This is a genomic window from Rhodoferax sp. SPJ21, from assembly GCF_058216335.1.
On record NZ_JBYZMO010000002.1, the window covers coordinates 197,961 to 220,624 of the forward strand.

The window sequence follows — 22,664 nt, forward strand, 5'->3', positions numbered from 1 at the left end:
AGCGCTGCTCAGCGGGCCCCGCTCCACAGGGGTTTGAGCCGGGCCAGCTCCTCGTCGAAGCGGTCGTTCACGCGCTGCTTCTCTTGTTGCTGGTTGGCGATGAACCGTTGCTGGGCCAGCACGCTGTCGCCGTTGTCTGTAATGCGGCGGCGTAGAGCAATAGGTGCCTTGCTGGGGTCCTTGGCGTAGAACTCCATCTCGGTGTCCAAAGACTTGCGCTGCTGCGCCAAGTCGGCCAAACGGGCATTGGCCGCGCGGATCACCTCGTCCACCTGGGTCAGGGCCTCGCTGCGGCTGGCGTCGTGTGCGGCCTGGTTTTTGTAGCGGGCCAGCAGCGCGCGGTTGCGTCGGCGTTCTTCGTTGACACGGGCTTTGTCTTCCATGTCCTTTTTATCCAGGGCCACCTGGGCGGCTTCTTCCTGCGGGGTGAGTACCGGGCCGACACTGCGTTTCACCGTGCCGTTGGAGTTGAGCTCTTTTTGCTCTCGGTCCATGCACTCGGGGATCGGCCGGTCGGAGGTGAGGCGCTTACCCCGCCCGTCTATGCAGGTGAAGATGCCTTGCGCGCCCACTCCGAGGTGCAGGCCAGCACACAAAGCAAACATCCCCAAACACCTCACCCAAGCGATCACACGGTTCCTTTGTCTACGCCGTAGCGCTGCCTGTATGCCAGCACCTTCGGGTAGTGGGCCCGCAGCTCGTCTGTGCCATTTGTTTCCAAATATTGCAGCAAGTCGGCCAACTTCGCAATAGCGCACACCTGCATACCCAGTTGGTCACGTACGTACTGCACCGCGCTGTGCGGTACATCACGCCCGGCCTCGGTCGCCATTTCCTGGCGATCCAGCGCAATCACCACCGCATGGGGCGTGGCGCCGGCTGCCTGGATCAGGGCAATCGACTCGCGGGCCGCCGTGCCGGCCGACATCACATCGTCCACGATCAACACCCGACCCTTGAGCGGCGCGCCTACCAAAGTGCCACCCTCGCCGTGGTCCTTGGCTTCCTTGCGGTTATAGGCAAATGGCAGGTTGCGGCCATGCCGGGCCAGCTCCACCGCCACCGTAGCAGCCAGCGGAATGCCTTTGTAGGCCGGGCCAAAAATCATGTCAAACTCGATGCCGCTGTGCAGCAAGGCCTGTGCATAAAATTCGGCCAGACGCTGCATGCGGGCGCCGTCGTCAAACAAGCCGGCGTTGAAGAAGTAGGGGCTCATGCGGCCAGCTTTGGTTTTGAATTCACCAAAACGCAGCACCCCCGCATCCACCGCGAATTGCACAAAATCCTGCGCCAGGCTGTCCGGCGCTTTACTTTCCACCATGGGGGAATTCCTTGTTCAAATTAACTAGCCTGAATTTAAACGGTATCCGCTCGGCTGCCACCAAAGGCGTAGAAGCCTGGATTGCCGCTACTGCGCCGGATTGTATTTGTGTCCAAGAAGTAAAGGCCCAGGCGGCCGATGTGCAGGGCAAATTCGAACAAATGGCCGGCCTGCAAGGCTACTTTCACTTCGCCGAAAAGAAGGGCTACTCCGGCGTGGGCGTATACAGCAAACATGCTCCCAGCGAAGTCATCACGGGCTATGGCTCACCGGAATTTGACGCCGAAGGCCGCTATGTGGAGCTACGCTTCGACACGCCACAGCGCAAGTTCTCGGTCATTAGTTGCTACTTTCCAAGCGGCTCATCCGGGGAGGAGCGGCAGCAGGCCAAGTTCCGCTTTCTGGCCGAGATGCGCCCCTACTTGACCGCCTTGAAGCAAAGCCGCGATTTCATCCTTTGTGGTGACGTCAATATCGCCCACCAGGCCATGGACCTGAAAAACTGGCGCGGCAACCAGAAGAACAGCGGCTTCCTGCCCGAAGAGCGCGCCTGGATGACCCACCTCCTGGCCCGTGCCGACCTGGACCCGCTAGCAGCCGAAGGCCTGGGCCTGGTGGACGTGTACCGGCAACTGCAACCCACGGCCACCGACACCGCCTACACCTGGTGGAGCAATCGCGGCCAGGCCTATGCCAACAACGTGGGATGGCGACTGGACTACCACTTAGCCACGCCAGCCATCGCCGCCCTGGCACGCAGCGAGCACATCTACAAGGATGTGAAGTTCTCGGACCACGCGCCCATCACTATCGACTACGACTTCACGCTGTAAGTCACAGCAGCTCCATGCCCACCAACAACCACCCGCTCTGGTTCACGTTTGCCCGTGCGCCACGCCAGACCGATATGCACCAGCCGCTGGCCGTGGGCGCGTCGGTCGGCATCCGCTTCGCCCAGCACGGCGTTTGCATCGTAGGAGGCCAGGCATGAGCACCGCAGCTATCGCCGCGCGCTACGCGCTGGCCCAGAGCATTGCCCGCCAGGCCGGCATGCAGGCCCTGGAATGGTTCCGCAAGCGCGACCAGTTGGTGATCGAATCCAAGGGTTTGCAGGACATGGTCAGCGCTGCTGACAAGGACACCGAGCTGTACATCCGCGCCCAGGTGCTGGCGCAGTTTGCCGACGACGGCTTTCTGGGCGAAGAAGGCGGACTGGACCGCGAGGATGCGGCTTATCTGTGGGTCATCGACCCGATCGACGGAACGGCCTGCTTCGTCAATGGCATGCATGCCTGGTGCCTGTCCATCGCCGTGACCTACCAGGGCAAGCCGGTGGTCGGCGTGGTGTTCGACCCGAATAGCAACGAGATGTTCCACGCCTGCGACGGCCAGGGCGCTTTCGTCAACCAGCAGCCCATCCATACGCACCAGGCCCGCAGCATCACCGAAGGCGTGCTGGGCGTGGGCTTCTCACACCGCGTGCCAGTCAGCGCGTTTGTGCCGTTTCTAGGCCGGGTGCTGGAGGCGGGCGGCATGTTCATCCGCAATGGCTCGGGTGCGCTGATGCTGTCTTATGTGGCGGCCGGCCGGCTGATTGGCTACTACGAGCCGCACATCAATTCCTGGGACTGCCTAGCCGCCATCGTGCTGGTACGCGAGGCCGGCGGCCAGGTGAATGACTTCCTGGCACACAACGGGCTGCACAAGGGCAACCCCATCATCGCTGCCGGTGCGCACATCTATGCGCCGCTTCTGGCGCTGATAGATCCGGACACGGCACGTTAGCTATCCGTTGTTATTGCTACAAAAAGAAGAGCTGCTGGCGCAGGTACTGTCTGCGCCAGCAGCTCTTTTTACTTAAATCCTGGAAGCTCAGGCAAACACAGGCCGGAAAAAGCTGCGCTCGTAGCTGAGGATGCAGCGAGTGTCCTCGGCAAAGCGAAAGGCGGCCTGGCAGTCCGGGTCCTGCAGGGACGCGGCGCGGTACACCTCGTACTCGGCCAGCGACGGGAAGGTGAACATCGCCAGCGCGATATTGTTGGCCCCCTCGGAGGGCAAAAAGTAGCCATGGTGCTGGCCACCAAACTTCTCCACCAGCGGAATCCACAGCTTGCCGTAGTGCTCGAATTCGGCGAGTCTGTAGGGGTCGATCACATAACGCAGGTAGCAGGTCACCATCGCATAGAACTTTCAGGGTTTAACTTTTCCTGGCCTGCTCGTACAGCGGCAGCACCTTGGGCAGATTCTTCTCGATCTGGGCGATGCGGGTGCTGCTGGCCGGGTGGGTGCTCAGCCATTGCGGCGGAGCCCCCGTATTCTGGGTGCTCATTTTCTGCCACAGGCTGATGCCGGCGCGCGGGTCGAAGCCGGCGCGGGCTGCCAGCTCCAGGCCGACCAAGTCGGCCTCGGTTTCGTCCGACCGGCTGAACTGCAGGTTCAGCAATTGGGCACCGCCGCCTATCACCTGCTGGCCCAGTGCACCGGCACCCAGCAGCTGGCTGAGCAGATTCGCGCCCAGATTGGTGGCGGCGGACTTACCCATGCGTTCACGCGCATGCTCGCGCAAGGCGTGGGCGATTTCATGGCCCATCACGGCGGCGATTTCGTCGTCGTTGAGCTGCAACTTGTCCAGAATGCCGGTGTAGAAGGCGATCTTGCCGCCGGGCATGCACCAGGCGTTGACCTGGCTGCTGCCGATCAGGTTGACCTGCCACTTCCAGTCCTTGGCGCGCGGGTTCCAGTCGGCGGTATACGGAATGATGCGCTGCGCGATGCGGCGCAAACGCACCAATTGCGGGTGGTCGGCGGGCGCCAGTGCCTGCTTTTGCTGCGCCTGCTGCAAGGTCTGCTGGTATTGCAGCTTAGCGGTTTCCTCCACCTGGTCCGCCGACACCAGCTTAGAAAAGGCCGAGTTGCCCCCCACATCCACGCCGTCGCGCGCCCATGCCGCAGGAGCCAGCACCAGGGCCAGACCCAAACAAACTGACCGCCACCCAGGGTTCATCTGCATTCGTCGCCACCTTCAATCTATGTGTAAGCCGTACTTAACGCAGCAAGTATTATTCCCGGATGACGTCCCCCTCTTCTGCCAGTACCCCGATCTCCCCTCAGCCAGAGCCTGCTTCCGCCCCGCGCCGCAAACGTTCAGCGATGGAGGTGCTGAGAGAACTCAGGCAGCCCAAGGTGGCGGTCATGCTGGCGCTGGGCTTTGCCTCGGGCCTGCCGTTTCTGCTCACCGCGAATACCTTTGGCTACTGGCTGCGGGACGACGGCACCAGCCTGGTGGCCATCGGCTTCATTTCCTGGGTTGGATTCGCCTATGCGTTCAAGGTGTATTGGTCGCCCCTGGTGGACCGCATCGACGTGCCGCTGCTGGGCCGCCTGGGCCGGCGGCGCGGCTGGATGTTGCTCTGCCAGATTCTGGTCACCATCGGGCTGCTGGGCATGGCCACGGTGGGCACGGCGGGCGGGCTGGCCGCGATTGGCGCCTTTGCCTTGCTGACGGCCTTCGCATCGGCCACGCAGGACATCGCCATCGATGCCTGGCGCATCGAGTCTGCGTCCGATGCGGATGAGGTAGGCCTGATGACCTCGGCGGCCCAGGTGGGCTACCGCGTGGCCCTGCTGATTACCGATGCCTTGATCATTGCCGCAGCGGCCCGTGTCGGGTGGAGCATGTCGTACGTGGGCATGGCGGTGCTGATGGCGCTGTGCATGGTGGCCACTCTGTACGCCTCGGAGCCGGCGCGCGCCGATGTGGTGCTGCAGCAAAAGCCCTCGCTCTGGACCTTGCGCGGCCTGGTCGATGCCATCGTCGGCCCGTTTGTCGATTTCTTCGCCAAGCACAAAGTCGCCGGACTGGTCATGCTGCTGATGGTGGCGCTGTACCGCTTGCCAGACTTCGTGATGGGGCCGATGTACAACCCGTTCTACCATGACCTCGGTCTGTCCAAGGACACGGTCGCCTGGGTGCGCGGCTCCTTTGGCCTGGTCGCCACCTTTGTGGGCATTGCGGCGGCTGGCATCAGCGCCATCCGGATCGGCTTGCTGCCCACGCTGGTTGCCGGGCTGGTGCTCGAAGGGCTCGGCACGGCGGCATTCGCCTTGCTGAGCTTCCACCCTGGTACAGAGGTTTTTGCCGGGGTGATGGCGCTGGACGCGTTTGCACAGTCGTTTGCCGGCGTCGCCCTGGTGACGTATATGTCTAGCCTGACCAGCCTGGGCTACACCGCGACCCAGTACGCCATGCTGTCCTCCACCTACGCTTTGCTGGGCAAGTTCCTGAAAGGATTCTCTGGAATTGCGGTCGAAACCCTCACGCCCACCTACGGGCTGCTGGGCGCTTACGCCACCGCCTTCGTGGCCACCGGGCTGACTGCCATCCCGCCCATGCTGCTGCTATTGCTGCTGTGGCGCATGCAGCGGAACAAAATATGAACCAGCCTAAAAGCCTTCTAGCGCATATAAAACAAGTGCCTACAGCTATTTATTTGATAGCAAAGTGGATGTAAAGTATTTACCTAACTTTACGGTGGCTACAACCCAAGTTGGCGGCAAAGGAGCACCATCTGCTTTACAAATGCTTTCCCAACGGCCAGACCACTTAACGGATACCCCATGAGCGCAAACCTGCTAATGATTGAAGACGACACCCGCCTGGCCAGCATGGTCGGCGAGTTCCTGGGCCAGTCTGGCTTCAACGTGTCGCACCAGCCCACAGCCATGGGCGGTTTGGCGCAGCTGCAAGGCCAGAGCGGCCCGACCCGTCCCGACCTGGTGATCCTGGACCTGATGCTGCCCGACCTGGACGGCCTGGAAGTCTGCAAGCGCATCCGCAACAGCACCGGCGACATCGCCCAGGTGCCAGTGCTGATGCTGACCGCCAAGGGCGACCCGCTAGACCGCATCATCGGCCTGGAACTGGGTGCCGACGACTACCTGCCCAAGCCCTTCGAGCCGCGCGAGCTGTTGGCCCGCATCCGCGCCATTTTGCGCCGCCAGGGCGATACCGCCGCCACCGCCAACAAGGTGCTGCGCTTCGGCTCGCTGGAGATCGACCGCGACGCACGCTCCGTGACCGTCAACGGCCAGCCGGCCGACCTGACCTCGTACCAGTTCGACCTGCTGGTGGCGCTGGCCGAACGCGCCGGCCGGGTGCTGACGCGCGACCAGATCATGGAAGCCGTACGCGGCCGTGAACTGGAGGCGTTTGACCGCTCTATCGACGTGCACATGGGCCGCATCCGCGCGGCCATCGAAACCGACTCCAAGAACCCACGCCGCATCGTCACCGTACGCGGCGCTGGCTACGTCTTCGCCAAACAGCAAGACTAGCCCGCCGTCCGGTTCCCTCCGTGGGTGCCGCCCGCCAGCGCGGTACATTTCGGGGCTTCACAGCCCGACCGGATAGAACTGAGATGGACTACGTCCCGATGCAACCTTCCCTGCCCTCGCTGCTGCAGCGCTTGTACGTGCGCATCTGGCTGGCCGTGCTGCTGGCCCTGGCCGTGCTGATGCTGATGGTTGGCCTGGCTTGGCGCATGGCCGCCGATCCACCGCTGCGCGAACTGGTCATACGCAACCGGGCCGGAGAAATCATCGGCAAAGGCACGACCCGCCAATTGCGCGTTTCGCCCGATGGGCTGCAGATCGTCCCGCCGGCCAGCGCCCCGGCCGCGCCTGTAGCACCAGAGGATGCCGACGACCTCACGGAGCTGCCCCCGCCCTCGCCCGAAACCATGGACAGCCGGGGCCCCGAATTCGTGGTCCGCATGCATGACGGCCAACGTGTGCTGATCCACCTGCCGCGCCCGGCCCGCACCTGGTGGCTGCGCCCGCCGTTTGGCTTCTTCTGGACGTTGGGCATGGTGGGTATTGCCATGGCACTGGCCATGTACCCCATCATCCGGCGCCTGACGCGGCGCCTGGAATCGCTGCAGCGCAGCGTGGAGCAATGGGGCACCGGTGACCTGTCGGTACGCGTGCCCATCCATGGCCGCGACGAGGCTGGCCTGCTGGCCCAGCGCTTCAACACCGCAGCCGAACGCATTGAGACCCTGGTGGCCTCGCACAAAACTTTGCTGCAGTCGCAAAAGTCCCTGCTGGCGAATGCCTCGCACGAGCTGCGCTCGCCACTCACGCGCATCCGCATGGGTATCGAGCTGATGGGCTCATCGCCCTCGCCGGCCTTCAAGAACGAGATCAACCGCAACATCGCTGAGCTGGACCAGTTGGTGGACGAAATCCTGCTGGCCAGCCGGCTGGACGCCAAAGAGGCCGACCTGGGCACAGTGGAAGAGGTGGACCTGACCGGCCTGGTGGCCGAAGAATGCGCCCGCACCGATGCCTCGTTTGAGGTCGGTGTGGAAGGCGAGCCCGACCAAACCTACGAGGTGCACGGCGTGGCCAAGCTGCTGCGCCGCGCAGTGCGTAATCTGCTGGAAAACGCCCGCCGCTACACCAGCGGCGATGTGGACGTCAGCCTGCAGCGGCACGGCGGCAACGCGGTACTGCGCGTATTCGACCGCGGCCCTGGCGTGCCGGTCGAGCTGCGCGAACGCATTTTTGAGCCCTTCTACCGCCTGCCCGGCGCCAGCGAACGCGATGGCGGTGTAGGCCTGGGCCTGGCCCTGGTCAAGTCCATCGCCGAACGCCACGGTGGCAGCGTGCGCTGCGAAGGCCGCGAAGGCGGCGGCGCCTGCTTTGTCATCGAACTGCCTTGTTGAACACCCCCAGGCTACAGTGCTACGCACTTTTCGCCAACCCCCTTGCAGGGGGCAACAGCTGCAGCCTGGCATAGCCAGTTCTGCGCTGTTTCTGGAAGGCTTGCCTTCCACCACCCTTGACGGCTAGAGGCCGCCATAAGCTTCCATATGCCTGCGAGGGGATAGTGCGGCTGCCGCACAAATCGCGGCGATCCTTCCTAGAATGCCTGCTCCGATTAGAACGTTCTAACAACAGCCTTGGAGACAGAACATGACCTACCACGCCGCAGCCGATCGCTACGACGACAAAATGCCGTACCGCCGCTCTGGGCGCAGCGGCCTGCAGCTTCCCGCCATCACCCTGGGCCTATGGCACAACTTTGGCGACACCACGCCACTGGCAACCCAGCGAGCCATGCTGCGCACCGCCTTTGACCTGGGTATCACCCACTTCGACCTGGCCAACAACTACGGCCCGCCCTATGGCAGCGCCGAAACCAACTTCGGCGAGCACATGCGCCGCGACTTCAAGCCCTACCGCGACGAGCTGGTGATCTCCAGCAAGGCCGGCTACGACATGTGGCCCGGCCCCTACGGCCAGGGCGGCGGTGGCCGCAAGTACGTGCTGGCCAGCCTGGACCAAAGCCTGCAGCGCATGGGCCTGGACTATGTAGATATCTTCTACTCGCACCGCTTCGACCCCGACACCCCGCTGGAAGAAACCATGGGCGCGCTGGCCACGGCCGTGCAGCAGGGCAAGGCGCTGTATGTGGGCCTGTCCAGCTACTCGGCCGGCAAGACCCGCGAGGCCTCCGCCATCCTGAAAGAAATGGGCGTACCCTGCCTGATCCACCAGCCGTCCTACAGCATGCTGAACCGCTGGATCGAAGAAGAGCTGCTGGACACCCTGGGTGAACAAGGCATAGGCTGCATCGCCTTCAGCGCACTGGCCCAGGGCCTGCTGACCGACAAATACCTGAACGGCATTCCGGCTACGGCACGCATCAACCAGCCCGGCGGCGGCTCGTTCAAGAGCGAGCACCTGAGCCCGCAAAATCTGGCCCATGTGCGTGCGCTCAACGACATGGCCCTGGCGCGCGGCCAAAGCCTGGCGCAGATGGCCATCGCCTGGGTGCTGCGCGATCCGCGCGTGACCTCGGCGCTGATCGGTGCCAGCCGGCCAGAGCAAATCGTGGAGCTGGTGGGAGCGCTGAAAAACGCGCAGTTCAGCGCGGAAGAGCTGGCTGCGATCGACCAGCATGCGGTAGACGGCGGCATCAACCTGTGGAAAAAGCCCTCCACGGACCAGCGCCTGGCCTGACCCCGGCACCCGCGCCCGCCTAGCGCCGAGCACGTCCACACAGGTCCGTTACGAGCTATACAAACAGTAGCAATAAAAAAAGCACGTACGTGCCGCCGGAGCACTACAGTCGTGGGTTTGAAGGTTTATTTACCCGCCCTGCATACCCACGACTGGAGGTGCTTTTCATGCAAAAAATCGGTCCTTGCCTGTGGTTTGACGGAATGGCCGAAGAAGCGGCACATTTCTATGTCTCCGTCTTCCCCAACGCACGCATCGTCAGCACCACGCGCTATGTGGAGAGCACACACCGGCCCGTAGGCTCGGTCATGACGGTAGAGTTTGTGCTGGATGGCCAGGAATTCGTGGCGCTCAACGGCGGGCCCTACTTCCACTTTTCTCCAGCCATCTCCATGGTGGTTCCGTGCGACACACAAGCCCAGTTGGACCAACTGTGGAGCCGTCTGCTGGAGGGTGGCCACGCCCAGCAATGCGGCTGGCTGACCGATAAATTCGGCGTGTCCTGGCAGATCGTGCCCAAAACCTTGACTGCCATGATGCAAGACAGCGACACAGCCGCAGCCCAACGCGCCGTGGCCGCCATGCTGCAAATGGTCAAGCTCGACATTGCGGCCCTGGAGCAGGCCTACCACAGCGCCTGAGCCAACGGTAGCCATTTGTACTCATTTTTTGATAGCTGCCTACGTAGAATTCATCTACACCCAGGCATATTCCACTCCTAGAATCCGGCTGTACGCTCCGCACGGGTTCCCACCATCTGAGAGCGGAATAAATGTGTTGACAATGCATAAGCTCTGCGCCGGGGCGGCACCCGGCCAGCGCAACCAATAGCCGTAAGAAAGTGTTCAAAGGGGAGCCAACCATGCCGGGTCGTTGGAATATGCAGCCATGCCAGGTTTGAAGCGCGCGCTTGGGCGACGCCCCCGGCTGGTCGGCGGCCTGAGCGGCATTGCCATAGCGCTGACCATGGGCCTGGCGATCGTGCTGGCCGGCGTCGTACTGCGCGTGCGCGAGCTCGACCGCGGCCATGCCACCTTGTTCCGCGTCATGGAGAACCGGCGCGTGGAAGTCGGCGCGCTGCTGCTGGAGCTCAACAGCATCTACCCCGCAGACTGCACCAACGACAACCGCACCAAACTGCGCAGCCTGCTGTTTAAACACCGGGTGGTGGGCGACATCGGCATCCTCGACGACCAGCGCCAATTGGTCTGCAGCACCAGCCTGGGCGACATCTACCCGCCCCTGGCACCCAACACCGGCGGGTTCCAGGGCCAGGCCGGCCACTACTACCTGAACGCCCCCTTGCCGCTGGCCAATGAAACCGTATTCGTGACCCTGGTGGAAAGCGGCCACTTCCAGGTCGCACTGGACGACAACGCCACCCGCGATGCCAAGGTGCAATACAGCGACACGCTGTGGGCCGGCCGCAGCGCCGAACGCACCCAGGTTTTCCGTGGTGAGCGCGCCAGCCTGACCAGCCCCCGGGTCGGCCCCAACACACCGCACCTGCAACTGGACACCGACAAGGGCGTGCTCCAGGTCAGCAACACCCTGCCCAACATGGTCCAGCTGTCGGCCCAGTCGGTACTGCAGCTGCGCGAACTATTGGCCGACTACTGGGCCCTGCTGCTGGGCGCCCTGGGCCTGTGCACGCTGCTGGGCTTTCTGGTCGCCGACGTGGTGACCCGGCGCTGCCGGCACTACCAGTCCATGGACTACCGCATCCGCCACCTGTGCCGGCCGGACAACGTGGTCTGCCACTACCAGCCGATCCGCGACCTGGCCACCGGCCGCACCATAGGCTGCGAGGTACTGGCACGGCTGCAGGACCGCAAAAAGCTGGTCTACCCCGACCAGTTCATCCCCGCGCTGGTACTGCAAAACCTGGGCTGGACTTTTGACGCGGCAGTCAGCGCCTGCGCCCTACGCGAACTGGGCGCGGCCCTGCCGGCGCAAACCGAATTCAAGATCGCGCTGAACTTCTTCCCCAATAACCTGCAACGCGACCGGGTCCATGCGCACCTGCAAGCCGTCATGCACGCCACCGGCCGCAAAGACCTGCAGGTGGAGCTGGAGGTCACCGAGTACAACTTCTCACCCGAGATCGTGCCCGAACTGCAGCGCCTCAAGGCCGACGGCTACCTGATCGCCATCGACGACTTCGGCACCGGCTATTCCAACCTGGGCATGGTCAAGCGCGTGGCGCCCGACTTCCTGAAAATCGACAAGTCCTTTGTGTTCGAGATGGAAGACGCCAGCCTGCGCTCCAGCCTGATCCCCGAGATCGTCGCCATCGCCAAGGCGGTAGACAGCAAGGTCGTCGCCGAAGGCATTGAAAACGCCGCCCAGGCAGCCCAGCTCAGCGCCCTGGGCGTGCAGTACGGCCAGGGCTACTACTTTGCCAAGCCCATGCCGCTGCAGGCATTTCTGGACTACCTTGCGGCTGAAAATCAGCGCTAGCGCATATAAATACTGCGCCAACAGCTATCAAAAACGTAGCACTTTCATAAACCCAGTGCGCTCAGCCCTGGGTGGTCTTCGGGCCGGCGACCTAGGGGCCAATGGAATTTGCGCTCGGCCTCGGTGATCGCCAGGTCGTTGATGCTGGCGTGGCGCTCGGCCATAAAGCCGTGCGCATCAAACAGCCAATTCTCATTGCCGTAGGAGCGAAACCACTGGCCCGCCGCGTCGCGCCACTCATAGGCAAAGCGCACGGCAATACGGTTGCCCTGAAAAGCCCACAGCTCCTTGATCAACCGGTAGTCCAGCTCGCGCACCCATTTGCGCTGCAGAAACACCTCGATCTCAGCACGGCCCTGCGGAAACTCCGCGCGGTTGCGCCAGCGGCTGTCCGGCGTGTAGGCCAGCGCCACGCGGGCCGGATCGCGGCTGTTCCAGGCGTCCTCGGCCAGGCGCACCTTCTGTGCGGCGGTGTCGGCGTTGAACGGCGGCAGGGGTGGGCGGGGGGCTTCGGGGGTCAGGCTCATGGTGGGCTCCAGGCAAAGGTTAAACCAGGCAGACGGGCAGCGTCTGCCAACAAGCTATCAGGCGGCTGCGCCAGCGCGCACGACCGGGAAGTCAATATCGGTCTGCGCCACATTGTTGATGTAGTTGGTCAGCACATTCAAGGCCACTGTGGCCACAATTTCCAGCACGGCGGCTTCGCCAAAACCTGCGGCGCGCACAGCGGCCAACTCGGCATCGGACACACGGCCACGGTTGCTCGCCACACTGCGGGCAAAACGCAAAGCAGCGGCGGTCCGTGCATCGCTGGACTCACCGGCTCGGGCGGCGGTGATCTCCTCCTGGCTGAGCTTGGCCACATGTAAGCCCAGATAGGTGTGGGCCGACAGGCAGTAATCGCAGCCGTTGTATTCCGCCACCGCCAGGGCAATACGCTCGCGCAGGCCAGCGTTCAACGAGGCCTTGGCCAGCGCGCCATTCAGCGACAAATAGCCCTCCAGCGCGGCCGGGCTGTGGCCCACCAGCTTCATCAGATTGGGTACCACGCCCAGCTGCTGTTGTACAGCGGCCAGCAGAGGCTGGGCAGCCGGCAGAGATTGTTCGACGGTGGGGATGGAGATACGGGACATGGTGGTTTCCTTTAGTTAGGGCTGTGTCCGTGCGGTATGCAGCGGATGGATGTACTGTATTAATACCTTCCAACAAATAGAATCACCTAAATTTTCAATACACCATTCCACAAACAGGAAGAATATGGACAGACTCCAGGCCATGCAGATCTTTGTGGCCGTGGCCGACGCGCAAGGCTTCGCAGGCGCCGCGCGCCAGCTGCAGCTGTCGCCCCCGGCCGTGACCCGCGCCATCAACGACCTGGAAAGCCACCTGGGCGTGCGCCTACTCACGCGCACCACCCGGGTGGTGCGCCTGACCGAGGCCGGCGCCCGCCACGCCGAGGACTGCCGCCGCATCCTGGCCGAGCTGGCCGATGCCGACGCCTCGGTGGCCGGCATGCACGGCGCACCGCGTGGCCGCCTGGTGCTGACCGCGCCGCTGATGTTTGGTGCGATGCACGTCATGCCTGTGGTCACCGACTACCTGCAGCGCTACCCCGAGGTGCAGGCCCACTGCCTGTTCCTGGACCGGGTGGTGAACCTGCTGGACGAAGGGGTGGACGTGGCCGTGCGCATAGGCGCCCTGCCCGACTCCAGCATGCAGGCGGTGCGCGTCAACCAGGTGCGCCGCGTGGTCTGCGCCGCTCCCGCCTACCTGGCCCAGCACGGCACACCCAGCACGCCGCAGGACCTGGCAGACCACACCGTCACCACCATCCACGGCACGGGCCCCACCAGCGAATGGCGCTTCTGGCACCAGGGCGAGCCGCGTGTGGTCAAGCTGCAGCCCCGCATGCTCACCACCACCAACGACGCCGCCATGGCCGCCGCCGTCAGCGGCTTTGGCATCACCCGCCTGCTGTCCTACCAGGTGGCCGAGCATGTGCGCGCCGGACGCCTGCAGATTCTGCTGGCCGACTACGAGCCCCCAGTCCTGCCGGTACACCTGCTGCACCGCGAGGGGCGCTACGCAGCGCAGCGGGTACGGGCGTTTCTGGACATGGCGGTGGAGCGGTTGCGGGGCGTAGGGGCGCTGGAGTAGGCACCGATCTTGGCCGTTCTATACGCCCCAGGGATTTAAGGCAAATTGCCCTATGGCGCAGATACTGCCTGCGCCAGCAGCTACTCTTTACATAGCAACCACACGCAAGCAAACAGCGCGGATGCAGAATCAGCACCACTGCATGTACGAAAGGCCACCCATGCTTGAATCCTCCCACGGCTGGTTCTTCTGGGCCGCTTTGTCGGCCTGCTTTGCGGCGCTGACGGCGATCTTTGCCAAGGTGGGCATACAGGGCGTGGATTCGGACTTCGCCACGCTGGTGCGAACGGCCATCATCGTCTGTCTGCTGGCGGTGTTTGTGGGTGCCACCGGCAAGTGGATGGACCCGCGCAGTCTGTCGCCACGCACCCTGCTGTTCCTGGGCCTGTCGGCCCTGGCCACGGGGGCGTCGTGGGTGTGCTACTTCCGGGCATTGCAAATGGGCCAGGCCTCGCAGGTGGCGCCGGTGGACAAGTTCAGCCTGGTGCTGGTAGCGGTGTTTGCCTTTGCATTCCTGGGCGAGCGCCCCTCGCTGCGCGAATGGGCGGGCATTGGCCTGGTGGCCGGCGGCGTGCTGGTACTGGCGGTCAAGCGCTGAGCAGCGCCCGGCTGGTTACCAGCCCAGATCGCCCCACAGCCGCGCCTGCGTGGCCGCATCGATGGCGCCGCTTACAGGCAGGCCTGCCTGCTGCTGGTAGCGCATCAGCGCTCTCTGGGTGGCGGCGCCAAACCAGCCGTCCACAAAGCCGTTACCGCCGTAGCCCAGCACCATCAGGCCTAGCTGCACGCCGCGCACCGTCAGATCGGGCATGGGGCCTTGCAGATAGCGTTTGTGGAACAGATCCAGCTTCTGGTCGTACTTGTTCTTCTGGAAGTCCGTGCCCTTGTAGTGCAGGGCGAACTGGGCCCAGTCGCCGCGGCGCAGACTGTCGGCCAATTTCGCGTGCTGCACAAAGGCCGCCATGGCGCGGAGCTGGGCGTCTTCAGAGTCCTGCGAGGCGGCGACCAGCGCGTTCACATTGGCACAGCCGGCGGCCACGGCGTTGAAGCCCATGATCTGGCCCAGGCCCCAAGACGTGCTTTGCAAAGCGGCGTCGGCGTCCAGCGCCATGGCTTGGGTCAGGCGGTCGTACTGCGGGGCGCCGCCAGCGCCGTAGCCCCCAGCCACCGGGTTGCTAATGCCCGAGGGGTCGGCGTCAAACCGGCCATGGGTCAGGCGGCTGAACCAATGGCGTTCAAACAGTATCTTGGGTCGGCGGTCCGGCAGAAAGCCGCAGCCACTGGTCTCCACCGTCAGCACGGCCCATAGCGCGGGCGGATCTACGCCCAAGGAGGCGGCGGCGTTCGCAACGCCCTGGGCAGTCAAAGGGCTGGTTTTTCCGGTGAACTCCATGGCACAACTCCTTGAGGCAAAGGATGACGCGGCCGATGTTGAACGCCGATTTCAGCGACAGCGCTACACCCGCGCTTACTTTCGCAAGGCGTTGGGCTCTCCAGCCCAGGCGCAGCCTGCGCTGGAAGCTAGCAAAACAAGAGCGTTTAAATCAAACCTTTGAGGCGCAGCAGGCCAAAGGCGGCGACGGTGGTGGCGTCCTGGATGCTGCCGTCGCACACCATGGCTTGTACGGTGGCGATGTCGAAGGGTCGCGCCACCAGGCCCTGCTCTTCCACATCCAGCTCCGGCGCGTGCTGCTCGCAGTCGGTGGCCAGGAACAGGTCGTAGGCCTGGGTGGAATAGCCGTAGCCCAGGAACAGGCGGCCGGCGTGCTGCATCTGGCCAGCCACCAGGCCGGTTTCTTCCCGCAACTCGGCGCGCGCCAGACTCAACGGGTCTATGGTCTGGCCCTCCCATGAGCCTTGGGGTAGCTCCCAGAAGCGCTGGCGCACCGGGTAGCGGTACTGCTCGACCAGATAGAGCTGGCCGTCACGCAGCGCGGCGATGACGGCGAAGTCTGGCTTCTCGACCACGCCGTAGATGCCGGTGCTGCCGTCGGCGCGCACGATGCTGTCCTCGCGCACCGCCATCCAACGGTTGCGGTAAACGATCTGGCTAGCGGTGGTGTGGATCTCGGGTGCTGTCATGCCGCCATTGTGGTCTAGCCGCCGCGCAGGATTACAAAACTTTGCAGGCACAGGCGTCGGCCAGAGCGCCAGCCGCAGGCGTTGTAGACACATGGAATTCAACACTCCATACCCGTGACAAACGATAGACCTAAACGCTACTTTCCAGGAGCCACCATGCAAGCCAAGACCCTGATCGCCGCCTTCGCCCTCGCTGCCGCCAGCGCCGCCAGCTTTGCCCAGGCCCCCGCCGCCGCAACCCCCACCGTGGCACCCGCCACCGCGCCGGTGGTGAAGACCACCTCCGCACCCGCCAAGCCCGTGCACAAGGTCGCTGCCAAGAAAGTGGTGAAGCACCCTGTCCACAAGGTAGCCCATACCCCGGTGAAGGCCGACGGCAAGCTGAGCAAGACGGCCCACCACCCAGCCACCAAACACAAGATCCTGCACCACGCATAAGCCCCTCTGCGTGAACAGAGAGCCCGCCGTAGCAATATGGCGGGCTTTTTTATGTCCGATTTGAAATATGAAGAAATCAGGCTGCAGCGCAGCTTCTACCTGCGTAGACAGCTATTAAATCCATAGTGTGCAGAATACCTAGGGTTTCACCCTAGATTGCAGTTGAAATCTGCCTGCGGGGTTCCGCAACACGGGGTTGGCGGCGGCTTGGGAAGATCACCCCATCGACAACACACTGCACCGGATACGGTGCAAAAACCCAGTTAACCCAAAGGAACCACCATGACACGCACTTTCAACCGCATCGCCGCTTCCGCTCTGTTTGCCCTGACCGCTGGCGCTTTCTTGCCCGCACACGCCGCCAGCAACGACGCCGACCTGGCAGGCCAAGTTCAAACCGCTCTGAGCAGCAGCCTGGGCAGCGACGCCAAGGACCTGACCGTGACCGCCGACAACGGCAGCATCACCCTGCACGGCTGGACCCAAGGCCCCGTGGAAGAAGCCAAGGCCCGCTTTGTGGCCAGCAAGGTTCCCGGCGTAGCCAACGCTTACAGCGCAGTGCGCACCTTCTCGACCGACAACAACGAGTAATCAGCCACCAGCGGCCTACAGCGGCTAATTGCCGCCCGGCGTTGATGGATCCAACGGCCCCTGCTATCGCAAAGATAGCAGGGGCCGTTGGCGTTCAGGTGCCGCAAAAAGTGCGGTAGCCCTGCTGCGTGGCCGCAGGCGCGGGCTCGGCGTAGGCTGCAGAGCCTGCCTGCGCATCGAAGGGGTGCGACAGCACGGCCAGCAGGCGTTCGAAAGGGGCATAGTCGCCACGCTCCACGGCGGCAGCCAGGGCTTCTTCGACCCGGTGGTTGCGCGGGATATAGACCGGGTTGACTTGGCGCATAGCCTGGGCGCGCTGCGCGGCCGGCATAGCGTCCTGGCCCTGGCGGGCCTGCCAGCGGGCAAGCCAGGTATCCAGGGCGCTGGTGTCGCTGAAACGGGCCCGCAGTGCATCCGCCTCTGGGCCGCCGGGCGCGTCCACCAGGTCGGCCAGGCCACGGAAGGCCTGGGTGTAATCCACCGCCTGGTCTTGCAGCGTGGCCAGAAAGCCCTGGGCCAGCACCAGGTCGTCTTGTTGCGCGCTGGCCAGGCCCAGCTTGCGGCGCATGCCGTCCAGCCAATGCTGCTGGTAGCGGTCGGGGAACAGGTCCAGCACCTCGGTGACCAGGGCCACGGCCTGGTCGCTGTCGGCGTGCACCAGGGGCAGCAGGGTCTCGGCCAGGCGGGCCAGGTTCCAGCGGACGATGGCCGGCTGGTTGCCGTAGGCGTAGCGGCCCTGGTGGTCGATAGAGCTGAACACCGTGGCCGGGTCGTACGGGTCCATGAAGGCGCAGGGGCCGTAATCAATGGTTTCGCCAGACAAGGCCATGTTGTCGGTGTTCATCACGCCGTGGATGAAGCCGACCAGCATCCACTGCGCCACCAGCTGCGCCTGGCGTTCACACACGGCCTGGAACAGCGCCAGATAGGGGTTGGCGGCGTGTGCAGCCTCTGGGTCGTGCCGGGCGATGACGTAGTCGGCCAGCTTTTTCAGCTGCAGCTCCTCACCCTGCGCGGCGAAGAACTGGAAGGTGCCTACGCGGATATGGCTGGCCGCCACGCGGGCCAGCACGGCGCCAGGAGGCGCACCGTCGCGGCGCACTTTCTCACCCGTGGTCACTGCTGCCAGCGCGCGCGTCGTGGGAATGCCCAAGGCGTGCATGGCCTCGCCCATGAGGTACTCGCGCAACACCGGGCCCAGCGCGGCCTTGCCGTCACCACCCCGTGAAAACGGCGTGCGGCCTGAGCCTTTGAGGGCGATGTCGCGCCGCCGGCCGTGCACGTCAATTACCTCGCCCAGCAACAGCGCCCGGCCATCGCCCAACTGGGGTGAGAAGCCGCCGAACTGGTGGCCTGCGTAGGCCTGGGCCAGGGGTTGGGCGCCATCGGGCACGCGGTTGCCAGCGAAGATGTCCGCGCCTTTGGGAGAGTCCAGGGCCTCGGCATCCAGACCCAGCTCGGTCGCCAGGGCGCGGTTGAGTTTGACCATGGCGGGCTGGGGCACCTGGGCGGGTTGCCAGGGCGCGTAAAAGCCTGTCAGCTCGCGGGCGTAGCTGTTGTCGAAGCGGAAGGCAACGTCGGTCTCAAGGGGCATGGCGCGGCTTTCGGGTTGGCGGGGCAGGGACAACCCTGCATACCCCCTACTTTAGGCTAAAGCAGACGCGCGCAAGACAGCCAGGCTTTTTAGAACAATTCCACGTCGTTGTGCGCCACGTCGGCCACATGCAGGCCGCCACTGGACATCAACTCTTCGTAGTAGCACACCTGGTTACGGCCGTGCTGCTTGGCGTAATACAGGGCCTGGTCGGCATGGCCGAGGATTTCCACCGGCGCACCCTGGCTGGTGCCGGTAAAGCCTACGCTGACGGTGACGCGGCCCACCTGCGGGAACTCGTATTCCTCGATGTTCTGGCGGAAGCGCTCAAAGATGCTGCGTGCAATCTCCAGGTCGGCCGACCGCACCAGCACCACAAACTCTTCCCCACCAAAGCGGAAGATACGGTCATTGCTGCGGAACGACGAACGCAACAAATTGGCCACCAGGATCAACACCTCGTCGCCATAGACGTGGCCAAACCGGTCGTTGACCAGCTTGAAGTGGTCGATGTCCACCACGGCCAGCCACTGCGTGTCGCCACTGTTGCGCCGCTCGCCCGTAGGACCCGGGGCGACGTTGGTGCGTGCGTAGCGCGAAAACTGTTCGTCAAAGGTCTTGCGGTTGAACAGCCCGGTGAGCGCGTCGCGCTCGCTGTAGTCCAGCAGGCTCTGGTAATTGCGGTAGACCTCGATGATGCCGTGGATCGTGTCGATGGCCTGGACACTGTAGGCGGTGTCGTTGGTGATCTCAATGCAGGAGACGATCTTGTTGTCCAGCCGCACGGGCAGCCACAGCACATCGGAACCATCTGCCTCGATGCGATGCACGCGATCGGTCTGCTGCTCTATGCAATGCACCAATTCCGGGTATTCGCTGAGCAGCTCCACGTTGTCTTCGGAGCTGTTTTCTTCCATGGCGAACACCTGGTCGTTCTCCAGCAACAAATACCCTCGCACATACGTCACATCGTCCCGCGTAAGAAATTCCAGCTTGCGGATGCGGCGGATGCCCATCAACTGGCGCAGCGCCGAAACCACAGACAGCTCCAGCCGGGAGTGGTCGCGGTGGCCGGTGATATCGACCAAATGCTGCAAAACGGGGGTGAGATTCTTGGGTGTCATCGCAATGAATGGGGCAAACACTTCTCTGTTGTTCATCCAAGAACCTGGAGCGACGGCAAGCTCTGGTTCCGACGTGCGGCGCAAAGCCACTGTGAGGCTGGAATGTAACAGCTTCTTACAAAACTACGGCCGCACCATGTGCATACACTTCATGCGGCATCCTCTCATGCTAAAGCATGCAATACCCGTTCCGGCCCCACGTCTACCAGGCAGCGCGTATGGCCCAAAGGGCAGCTGCGCTGGAAGCACGGCGCGCAATCCAGCGGTGGCTGGTAGGTGGCATCCTGCTTCAACCACAGCACATGGGCGTGCTCGTTCAGCGGCGGTGTATGCAGCGGGCTGCTGGAGCCAAACACCGCCACCTGGGGCACGCCAAAAGCAGCGGCCACATGCATCAGGCCGGAGTCGTTGCTCACTACACTTTTGCTAGCAGCTATCGCAGACAGTGCCTGAGCCAGCGTGGTTTTCCCTGCAAAGTTCAGGGCCCAACCGGGGCGCACGGCGTTGACCGGGCCGGCGATTTCCTCGCACAACGCGTGCTCCTTGCCCGAGCCCAGCAACACCACCGGCACATCCAGCTGCTGGGCCAGGGCCGCAAAGTGCGCGGCCGGCCAGCGTTTGGCCGGGCCAAACTCAGCCCCCGGCGCAAACACCACATAGCCGCCGATCTGCAGCCCTAGCGCGGCCAGGGCCTGGGCCACCGGCTGGGCGTCCAGATGCAGATGCGGACGATCCTGCTCCAGACCGGTTTCACCACTCAAGGCCGAGTAATAAGCCACCATGGGTGGACGTTGGCCCTTGGGCGGGTTGGCCAAGCGCTGGTTCAGCAACACCAGGCGCGACTCGCCCACATAACCCATACGGCGCGGAATGCCCGCCAAAAACGGTAGCAACGCACTCTTCAGCGAATTCGGCAGCACGTAGGCGGTGTCGAAACGGCCCTTGAGTTGCGCCGCCATCGCGCGGCGCGCCTGCCACTGCAAGCCGCCATGCTGAAAGGGAAAGTCGATGACCTCGGCCACCTGCGGCATGGCGCGGTACACCGGCGCCACCCAGGGCAAGGCCCCCACGGTGAGCCGCTCGCCGCGCGCATGCAGGCGACGCATCAGCGGCTCGGTCATCACCGCGTCCCCAATCCATTGGGGCGCGATGACCAGGGAGTTAGTGCCCACCGCCGAAGTGTTCGCCGGCTTTCAATGCGTACACCGTGCCGCAGTACGGGCACTTGGCCGAGCCGGTGTGGGCCACGTCCAGGTAGACCTTGGGGTGGCTGTTCCACAGCTTCATGTCAGCCTTGGGGCTGGGGCAGAACACGCCGCCTTGGGCGTTCAGGTCTTTGGCTAGCAGTTCAATATTGGCGTTGCTCATTTTTCAATTTCTCCGTGGCCCGTGAGGTAGCCGGTTTTTCCAAGAACACCGCGGAACCGGCTTTGCCGGGCCGCTGGTGTTGCCCCCTGCAAGGGGGTGGGCGAAAGACGCGTGGCGCTGCAGCCTGGGGGTGTTACACCTTGCTCAGCCAGTGGGCGTATTTGGGATTGCGGCCGTTGACGATGTCAAAGAAGGCGCTTTGGATTTTTTCGGTGATCGGGCCGCGGCTGCCGACGTAGTCGTCGCGGCCGAGTTCGATGCGGTCGAGTTCGCGGATGGGCGTGACTTCGGCGGCGGTGCCGGTGAAGAAGGCCTCGTCGGCGATGTACACCTCGTCGCGGGTGATGCGCTTTTGCACCACTTCCAGGCCCAGATCCTTGCAGATGTGGAACACGGTGTTGCGGGTGATGCCGTTCAATGCGCCGGCCGACAGATCGGGGGTATAGACCACTCCGCCCTTGACCACAAACAGGTTCTCGCCCGCGCCTTCGGACACAAAGCCGTTGGCGTCCAGCAGCATGGCTTCGTCGTAGCCATCATCGGTGGCTTCCATGTTCGCCAGGATGGAGTTGGTGTAGTTGCTCACCGCCTTGGCCTGCGTCATGGTGATGTTGACGTGGTGGCGGGTGTAGCTGGAAATCTTCACGCGGATGCCGCGCTTCATGCCTTCTTCACCCAGATAGGCGCCCCAGGGCCAGGCGGCAACCATCAGGTGGATGGTGTTGCCCTTGGGGCTGACGCCCAGCTTCTTGTCGCCGATCCAGGTCAGCGGGCGCAGGTAGCCGGATTCGAGCTTGTTCTCGCGGATCACGGCGCATTGCGCGTCGTTCACTTCTGCTTGGGTAAACGGGATCTGCATGCGCAGGATCTTGGCGCTGTTGAACAGGCGCTCGGTATGCTCCTGCAGCCGGAAGATGGCCGGGCCATTGACGGTGTTGTAGGCCCGCACGCCTTCGAACGCGCCGCAACCGTAGTGCAGGGTGTGCGTCAGCACGTGGATCTTGGCGTCGCGCCAATCGACCATCTGGCCGTCCATCCAGATTTTGCCGTCACGGTCAGCCATTGAAGGGGGAAGCGGGGACATAGCGGTTCCTCAGAAATGCGTGGGGGAAAGTCGGTGATTTTACGGGCTGCTCAGGCGCCGTACGGCGCGGGCCGCCACAGCTGCCAATGCAGCAGTTTGCCATCCTGGAAGACGCAGCTGGCGTGGGACACGCTGGCGTTAGTCCAGCGGTAGTGCTCCGGCTGTCAACCCGGGGGCGATTGAAGCTCGCCTAGCGGACGGCTCAGGGCCACCGACCTCACGGACTGGTAGGAAGCGCGCCGCATCAGCCCCAATAAGCGGGAAACATGCAGCAGCCCCCACATCACGATGGCGCCCAGCGCCAAAGCCACCCCCGACCTGCCCCAGTGTCGGTAGGCCAGCGCACACAACAGCACACCTGCGGCTGGCAGCAGAATCTTTTGAAATGGCATGCGCAAATTCTCGCCCCAGCGGTGGCGC

28 protein-coding genes are annotated in these 22,664 nt (G+C 63.7%); 14 read left to right on the forward strand and 14 right to left on the reverse strand.

Annotation, left to right across the window (positions count from 1 at the left end):
* Positions 1–8: 8 nt before the first annotated feature.
* Positions 9–605: a DUF4124 domain-containing protein gene (locus AC4BBN_RS08710; protein ID WP_490591591.1), complete on the reverse strand. Its 597-nt coding sequence runs from the start codon at positions 603–605 to the stop codon at positions 9–11.
* 23 nt (positions 606–628) lie between these two features.
* The gene (gene pyrE / locus AC4BBN_RS08715) at positions 629–1,321 is read right to left on the reverse strand and encodes an orotate phosphoribosyltransferase (RefSeq protein WP_490591592.1); all 693 of its coding nucleotides are present in this window, start codon (positions 1,319–1,321) and stop codon (positions 629–631) included.
* 11 nt (positions 1,322–1,332) lie between these two features.
* On the opposite strand from pyrE, the gene AC4BBN_RS08720 reads away from it, so the two are divergent.
* From AC4BBN_RS08720 to AC4BBN_RS08730, 3 genes are read left to right on the forward strand one after another with little or no spacing between them, the layout of a single operon-like run.
* Positions 1,333–2,154: an exodeoxyribonuclease III gene (locus AC4BBN_RS08720; protein ID WP_490591593.1), complete on the forward strand. Its 822-nt coding sequence runs from the start codon at positions 1,333–1,335 to the stop codon at positions 2,152–2,154.
* A 14-nt stretch (positions 2,155–2,168) separates the two neighbouring features.
* On the forward strand, positions 2,169–2,312 hold the full coding sequence (locus tag AC4BBN_RS08725; protein ID WP_490591594.1) for a hypothetical protein: 144 nt from the start codon (positions 2,169–2,171) through the stop codon (positions 2,310–2,312).
* Positions 2,309–3,106, forward strand: coding sequence for an inositol monophosphatase family protein (locus AC4BBN_RS08730; RefSeq protein WP_490591595.1), 798 nt, complete (start codon positions 2,309–2,311; stop codon positions 3,104–3,106). The genes AC4BBN_RS08725 and AC4BBN_RS08730 overlap by 4 nt, the downstream gene beginning before the upstream one ends.
* 87 nt (positions 3,107–3,193) lie before the next feature.
* Here AC4BBN_RS08730 and AC4BBN_RS08735 read toward each other — a convergent pair whose 3' ends face one another.
* Together AC4BBN_RS08735 and AC4BBN_RS08740 are read right to left on the reverse strand one after the other, a co-directional pair.
* Entirely contained in the window at positions 3,194–3,499 is a 306-nt protein-coding gene (locus AC4BBN_RS08735; protein WP_490591596.1) for an NIPSNAP family protein, read from the reverse strand.
* A 19-nt stretch (positions 3,500–3,518) separates the two neighbouring features.
* Entirely contained in the window at positions 3,519–4,331 is an 813-nt protein-coding gene (locus AC4BBN_RS08740) for a M48 family metallopeptidase (protein ID WP_490591597.1), read from the reverse strand.
* Positions 4,332–4,471: 140 nt separating this feature from the next.
* Between AC4BBN_RS08740 and AC4BBN_RS08745 the strand changes: the two genes are divergently transcribed.
* From AC4BBN_RS08745 to AC4BBN_RS08770, 6 genes are all read left to right on the forward strand, one after another.
* Positions 4,472–5,758 carry an AmpG family muropeptide MFS transporter gene (locus AC4BBN_RS08745; protein ID WP_490591598.1) on the forward strand — a complete coding sequence of 429 codons (1,287 nt, stop codon included), beginning with the start codon at positions 4,472–4,474 and terminating at the stop codon, positions 5,756–5,758.
* A gap of 180 nt (positions 5,759–5,938) precedes the next feature.
* Positions 5,939–6,655: a response regulator gene (locus tag AC4BBN_RS08750; protein ID WP_490591599.1), complete on the forward strand. Its 717-nt coding sequence runs from the start codon at positions 5,939–5,941 to the stop codon at positions 6,653–6,655.
* Positions 6,656–6,738: 83 nt separating this feature from the next.
* Positions 6,739–8,046 (forward strand): sensor histidine kinase, encoded by a 1,308-nt coding sequence (locus AC4BBN_RS08755; protein ID WP_490591600.1) that lies wholly within the window; start codon positions 6,739–6,741, stop codon positions 8,044–8,046.
* 250 nt (positions 8,047–8,296) lie between these two features.
* Entirely contained in the window at positions 8,297–9,346 is a 1,050-nt protein-coding gene (mgrA, locus tag AC4BBN_RS08760; protein ID WP_490591601.1) for an L-glyceraldehyde 3-phosphate reductase, read from the forward strand.
* Between the two features lie 167 nt (positions 9,347–9,513).
* Entirely contained in the window at positions 9,514–9,987 is a 474-nt protein-coding gene (locus AC4BBN_RS08765; RefSeq protein WP_490591602.1) for a VOC family protein, read from the forward strand.
* A gap of 247 nt (positions 9,988–10,234) precedes the next feature.
* A complete protein-coding gene (locus AC4BBN_RS08770; RefSeq protein ID WP_490591603.1) occupies positions 10,235–11,806 on the forward strand; it encodes an EAL domain-containing protein in 1,572 nt (523 codons plus the stop codon).
* A 44-nt stretch (positions 11,807–11,850) separates the two neighbouring features.
* Here AC4BBN_RS08770 and AC4BBN_RS08775 read toward each other — a convergent pair whose 3' ends face one another.
* Both AC4BBN_RS08775 and AC4BBN_RS08780 read right to left on the reverse strand, forming a co-directional pair.
* A complete protein-coding gene (locus tag AC4BBN_RS08775) occupies positions 11,851–12,333 on the reverse strand; it encodes a nuclear transport factor 2 family protein (protein ID WP_490591604.1) in 483 nt (160 codons plus the stop codon).
* A 57-nt stretch (positions 12,334–12,390) separates the two neighbouring features.
* The gene (locus tag AC4BBN_RS08780; RefSeq protein ID WP_490591605.1) at positions 12,391–12,939 is read right to left on the reverse strand and encodes a carboxymuconolactone decarboxylase family protein; all 549 of its coding nucleotides are present in this window, start codon (positions 12,937–12,939) and stop codon (positions 12,391–12,393) included.
* Between the two features lie 124 nt (positions 12,940–13,063).
* Between AC4BBN_RS08780 and AC4BBN_RS08785 the strand changes: the two genes are divergently transcribed.
* Together AC4BBN_RS08785 and AC4BBN_RS08790 are read left to right on the forward strand one after the other, a co-directional pair.
* The gene (locus AC4BBN_RS08785) at positions 13,064–13,963 is read left to right on the forward strand and encodes a LysR family transcriptional regulator (protein WP_490591606.1); all 900 of its coding nucleotides are present in this window, start codon (positions 13,064–13,066) and stop codon (positions 13,961–13,963) included.
* A gap of 160 nt (positions 13,964–14,123) precedes the next feature.
* A complete protein-coding gene (locus AC4BBN_RS08790; RefSeq protein WP_490591607.1) occupies positions 14,124–14,561 on the forward strand; it encodes an EamA family transporter in 438 nt (145 codons plus the stop codon).
* 15 nt (positions 14,562–14,576) lie between these two features.
* Here the strand turns inward: AC4BBN_RS08790 and AC4BBN_RS08795 are convergent, their stop codons facing one another.
* Complete coding sequence (locus AC4BBN_RS08795) at positions 14,577–15,356, reverse strand: N-acetylmuramidase domain-containing protein (protein ID WP_490591608.1); 780 nt, start codon at positions 15,354–15,356, stop codon at positions 14,577–14,579.
* Here AC4BBN_RS08795 and AC4BBN_RS08800 point away from each other — a divergent pair.
* Entirely contained in the window at positions 15,355–15,519 is a 165-nt protein-coding gene (locus AC4BBN_RS08800; RefSeq protein ID WP_490591609.1) for a hypothetical protein, read from the forward strand. The two genes, AC4BBN_RS08795 and AC4BBN_RS08800, sit on opposite strands and share 2 nt — an antisense overlap.
* On the opposite strand, the gene AC4BBN_RS08805 is transcribed toward AC4BBN_RS08800, so the two are convergent.
* The gene (locus AC4BBN_RS08805; RefSeq protein WP_490591610.1) at positions 15,503–16,045 is read right to left on the reverse strand and encodes an NUDIX domain-containing protein; all 543 of its coding nucleotides are present in this window, start codon (positions 16,043–16,045) and stop codon (positions 15,503–15,505) included. The two genes, AC4BBN_RS08800 and AC4BBN_RS08805, sit on opposite strands and share 17 nt — an antisense overlap.
* Positions 16,046–16,201: 156 nt before the next feature.
* Between AC4BBN_RS08805 and AC4BBN_RS08810 the strand changes: the two genes are divergently transcribed.
* Positions 16,202–16,483 (forward strand): hypothetical protein, encoded by a 282-nt coding sequence (locus AC4BBN_RS08810; RefSeq protein ID WP_490591611.1) that lies wholly within the window; start codon positions 16,202–16,204, stop codon positions 16,481–16,483.
* Positions 16,484–16,765: 282 nt separating this feature from the next.
* Positions 16,766–17,074: a BON domain-containing protein gene (locus AC4BBN_RS08815; RefSeq protein ID WP_490591612.1), complete on the forward strand. Its 309-nt coding sequence runs from the start codon at positions 16,766–16,768 to the stop codon at positions 17,072–17,074.
* 94 nt (positions 17,075–17,168) lie between these two features.
* On the opposite strand, the gene AC4BBN_RS08820 is transcribed toward AC4BBN_RS08815, so the two are convergent.
* From AC4BBN_RS08820 to AC4BBN_RS08845, 6 genes are all read right to left on the reverse strand, one after another.
* The gene (locus AC4BBN_RS08820) at positions 17,169–18,668 is read right to left on the reverse strand and encodes a protein adenylyltransferase SelO (RefSeq protein WP_490591613.1); all 1,500 of its coding nucleotides are present in this window, start codon (positions 18,666–18,668) and stop codon (positions 17,169–17,171) included.
* 89 nt (positions 18,669–18,757) lie between these two features.
* A complete protein-coding gene (locus tag AC4BBN_RS08825) occupies positions 18,758–19,828 on the reverse strand; it encodes a GGDEF domain-containing protein (RefSeq protein WP_490591614.1) in 1,071 nt (356 codons plus the stop codon).
* Positions 19,829–19,956: 128 nt separating this feature from the next.
* Positions 19,957–20,964 carry a lipopolysaccharide heptosyltransferase II gene (gene waaF, locus AC4BBN_RS08830; RefSeq protein WP_490591615.1) on the reverse strand — a complete coding sequence of 336 codons (1,008 nt, stop codon included), beginning with the start codon at positions 20,962–20,964 and terminating at the stop codon, positions 19,957–19,959.
* Entirely contained in the window at positions 20,954–21,160 is a 207-nt protein-coding gene (locus AC4BBN_RS08835; protein WP_116607525.1) for a zinc-finger domain-containing protein, read from the reverse strand. Before AC4BBN_RS08835 ends, waaF begins: the two co-directional genes overlap by 11 nt.
* A 133-nt stretch (positions 21,161–21,293) precedes the next feature.
* Entirely contained in the window at positions 21,294–22,244 is a 951-nt protein-coding gene (locus AC4BBN_RS08840; RefSeq protein WP_490591616.1) for a branched-chain amino acid transaminase, read from the reverse strand.
* Positions 22,245–22,408: 164 nt separating this feature from the next.
* A complete protein-coding gene (locus AC4BBN_RS08845; RefSeq protein ID WP_490591617.1) occupies positions 22,409–22,636 on the reverse strand; it encodes a hypothetical protein in 228 nt (75 codons plus the stop codon).
* Positions 22,637–22,664 lie beyond the last annotated feature (28 nt).

Excerpts from the sequence above, each read along its gene's own strand:
- AC4BBN_RS08710 (WP_490591591.1), bottom strand. The coding sequence starts at position 605 with ATGTTTGCTTTGTGTGCTGGCCTGCACCTCGGAGTGGGCGCGCAAGGC.
- pyrE (WP_490591592.1), bottom strand. The coding sequence starts at position 1,321 with ATGGTGGAAAGTAAAGCGCCGGACAGCCTGGCGCAGGATTTTGTGCAA.
- AC4BBN_RS08725 (WP_490591594.1), top strand. The coding sequence starts at position 2,169 with ATGCCCACCAACAACCACCCGCTCTGGTTCACGTTTGCCCGTGCGCCA.
- AC4BBN_RS08730 (WP_490591595.1), top strand. The coding sequence starts at position 2,309 with ATGAGCACCGCAGCTATCGCCGCGCGCTACGCGCTGGCCCAGAGCATT.
- AC4BBN_RS08735 (WP_490591596.1), bottom strand. The coding sequence starts at position 3,499 with ATGGTGACCTGCTACCTGCGTTATGTGATCGACCCCTACAGACTCGCC.
- AC4BBN_RS08740 (WP_490591597.1), bottom strand. The coding sequence starts at position 4,331 with ATGCAGATGAACCCTGGGTGGCGGTCAGTTTGTTTGGGTCTGGCCCTG.
- AC4BBN_RS08745 (WP_490591598.1), top strand. The coding sequence starts at position 4,472 with ATGGAGGTGCTGAGAGAACTCAGGCAGCCCAAGGTGGCGGTCATGCTG.
- AC4BBN_RS08750 (WP_490591599.1), top strand. The coding sequence starts at position 5,939 with ATGAGCGCAAACCTGCTAATGATTGAAGACGACACCCGCCTGGCCAGC.
- AC4BBN_RS08755 (WP_490591600.1), top strand. The coding sequence starts at position 6,739 with ATGGACTACGTCCCGATGCAACCTTCCCTGCCCTCGCTGCTGCAGCGC.
- mgrA (WP_490591601.1), top strand. The coding sequence starts at position 8,297 with ATGACCTACCACGCCGCAGCCGATCGCTACGACGACAAAATGCCGTAC.
- AC4BBN_RS08765 (WP_490591602.1), top strand. The coding sequence starts at position 9,514 with ATGCAAAAAATCGGTCCTTGCCTGTGGTTTGACGGAATGGCCGAAGAA.
- AC4BBN_RS08770 (WP_490591603.1), top strand. The coding sequence starts at position 10,235 with ATGCCAGGTTTGAAGCGCGCGCTTGGGCGACGCCCCCGGCTGGTCGGC.
- AC4BBN_RS08775 (WP_490591604.1), bottom strand. The coding sequence starts at position 12,333 with ATGAGCCTGACCCCCGAAGCCCCCCGCCCACCCCTGCCGCCGTTCAAC.
- AC4BBN_RS08780 (WP_490591605.1), bottom strand. The coding sequence starts at position 12,939 with ATGTCCCGTATCTCCATCCCCACCGTCGAACAATCTCTGCCGGCTGCC.
- AC4BBN_RS08785 (WP_490591606.1), top strand. The coding sequence starts at position 13,064 with ATGGACAGACTCCAGGCCATGCAGATCTTTGTGGCCGTGGCCGACGCG.
- AC4BBN_RS08790 (WP_490591607.1), top strand. The coding sequence starts at position 14,124 with ATGCTTGAATCCTCCCACGGCTGGTTCTTCTGGGCCGCTTTGTCGGCC.
- AC4BBN_RS08800 (WP_490591609.1), top strand. The coding sequence starts at position 15,355 with ATGGCACAACTCCTTGAGGCAAAGGATGACGCGGCCGATGTTGAACGC.
- AC4BBN_RS08795 (WP_490591608.1), bottom strand. The coding sequence starts at position 15,356 with ATGGAGTTCACCGGAAAAACCAGCCCTTTGACTGCCCAGGGCGTTGCG.
- AC4BBN_RS08805 (WP_490591610.1), bottom strand. The coding sequence starts at position 16,045 with ATGACAGCACCCGAGATCCACACCACCGCTAGCCAGATCGTTTACCGC.
- AC4BBN_RS08810 (WP_490591611.1), top strand. The coding sequence starts at position 16,202 with ATGCAAGCCAAGACCCTGATCGCCGCCTTCGCCCTCGCTGCCGCCAGC.
- AC4BBN_RS08815 (WP_490591612.1), top strand. The coding sequence starts at position 16,766 with ATGACACGCACTTTCAACCGCATCGCCGCTTCCGCTCTGTTTGCCCTG.
- AC4BBN_RS08820 (WP_490591613.1), bottom strand. The coding sequence starts at position 18,668 with ATGCCCCTTGAGACCGACGTTGCCTTCCGCTTCGACAACAGCTACGCC.
- AC4BBN_RS08825 (WP_490591614.1), bottom strand. The coding sequence starts at position 19,828 with ATGAACAACAGAGAAGTGTTTGCCCCATTCATTGCGATGACACCCAAG.
- AC4BBN_RS08835 (WP_116607525.1), bottom strand. The coding sequence starts at position 21,160 with ATGAGCAACGCCAATATTGAACTGCTAGCCAAAGACCTGAACGCCCAA.
- AC4BBN_RS08840 (WP_490591616.1), bottom strand. The coding sequence starts at position 22,244 with ATGTCCCCGCTTCCCCCTTCAATGGCTGACCGTGACGGCAAAATCTGG.
- AC4BBN_RS08845 (WP_490591617.1), bottom strand. The coding sequence starts at position 22,636 with ATGCCATTTCAAAAGATTCTGCTGCCAGCCGCAGGTGTGCTGTTGTGT.